Here is a 1,742-nt window from a genome sequence, read left to right as displayed (position 1 = left end):
TACCGGACTATCCTCCCTTGTCATCTCGACCGCCCTCCTTTTTTAACCTAACCTACTTTCCCTGTCATCTCGACCGGAGTGGAGAGATCTCTGCATAGGGCTTCGTTCAATAATAGTCACTTGGTATGAGATGTTTCGACAGGCTCAACATGACAGTGGGGAATCAAGAGAATATCAGATGATTATGTTTGTAAACCTCCCCCGTCATCTCGACCGAAGTGGAGAGATCTCTGCGTATGGCTTCATTAAACAGTAAAAGAATAGGTTGAGTATAAATAGCTGAGACGGTAAAAAAATAGATCAAATACAATCCTTATAGTAAACTATATGTATCTTTGTCAAAAAGTATCCTTAAGGACTAAAGGTACACCGCATAAGGAAACAATACGAAATTAAAAATCATGGCATTAAAACCCTACATTATATATAATGAAGAACAGTTGAATAAAATTGGTAATACAGCCATTTATTTAGCTGAAAGAATCGGGTATTTGTCAAAAACTAAACTTTTAAAGTTGTTTTATATACTTGATGAGTATTCGATTCAAAGAGGTGGTATTCCTTTTCTGGATTTAACCTATAAAGTATGGAAATATGGTCCTTTGTCAGAAGAAATGTTCGTAGACTTATCTTCTTCAAGTCCTACTCAGCTAAAACCATATATTAAAATTGAGAATAGCTATATCAAAGCTAAAGCTAAATTTAACGATGATGAATTTACGGACAATGATATTGAGTTGATGGATAAGGTAATTGAGCTATTTGGTAGCAAAAAATCGGATGAGCTTGTCGCATATACTCACAGGGAGAATTCACTATGGTATAATATTGCTAAGGAAAAAAATATCTTGAAAGAACTACAAAACGGATTAATTAGCAATACTGAGTTTGAAATAGATCTTATGGATCTGCTTAAACACGACCCAATCAAACAGAGTATTTATAAGTCGTATAAAGAATTTCATTAAATGCTTCTTGAAGGATACATATATTATTTTGATCCTTTTTATTTTAAAAATGGAAACCCGGCGAAATCGAAATATGGGTTAATCATAAAGCTGATAGATGGGAATAGTCTTATTTTGTCATTGCCTACGCGGAAAGATCACGTGCCTTCTTTTTTCGAATTAACTAAAGATTCAGAATGTATTGAAATTCCTGAAGCAAATCAAAATTGTTATTTCTTTTCAAACCGAAAAGAAATAACAGATTGCGGAAAGAAGTTCGATTTTAACACATTTCTATATGGATACGAGTTGGATATATATAGCAACATTACTGTTTTCTATCCTATAGAAGGTATTCATTATAAGGTATGGGGAAAAGTGAAGGATGAGATTTTCAATCAAATAATTGATTGTTTTAAAAAATCTAAATCCGTTAAAAGAAAAATCAAAAGACTTCTTTGAGGTATGTCTTTTACATGTTCCCATATTTATCTACTCTTTACCCGATAGAATATTATTATTTCTTGTCATTCAATTCACCTTTCTTTTTCAATCCAACCACTCCTCCCTGTCATCTCGACCACCTTCCCTTGTCATCTCGACCGGAGTGGAGAGATCTCTGCATAAAGCTTTGTTTAATAATAGTCACTTGGTATGAGATGTTTCGACAGGCTCAACATGACAGTGGATGGGGCAGGGTTTTAAGGGGTTTCACCCCTGTGACCCCACATCATTTTTTGGCTTGATCCAAAAAACGAAGCAAAAAAGATCAAGGCTGCACTTCCTTCGCTAAAA

1 protein-coding gene is annotated in these 1,742 nt (G+C 34.5%); it reads left to right on the top strand.

What is annotated here, in order from left to right; genetic code table 11:
* The first annotated feature begins 401 nt into the window (after nt 1-401).
* Nucleotides 402-968, top strand: a complete 567-nt coding sequence (locus B9Y81_RS00010; protein ID WP_085534958.1) for a Panacea domain-containing protein — start codon at nt 402-404, stop codon at nt 966-968.
* The last annotated feature ends 774 nt before the right edge of the window (nt 969-1,742 follow it).

It is taken from the genome of Massilibacteroides vaginae, from assembly GCF_900178525.1.
Classification (GTDB): Bacteria; Bacteroidota; Bacteroidia; order Bacteroidales; family Tannerellaceae; genus Massilibacteroides; species Massilibacteroides vaginae.
The sequence above is the reverse complement of the archived record's forward strand: the minus strand, read 5'-3'. Positions and strand labels throughout refer to the sequence as shown.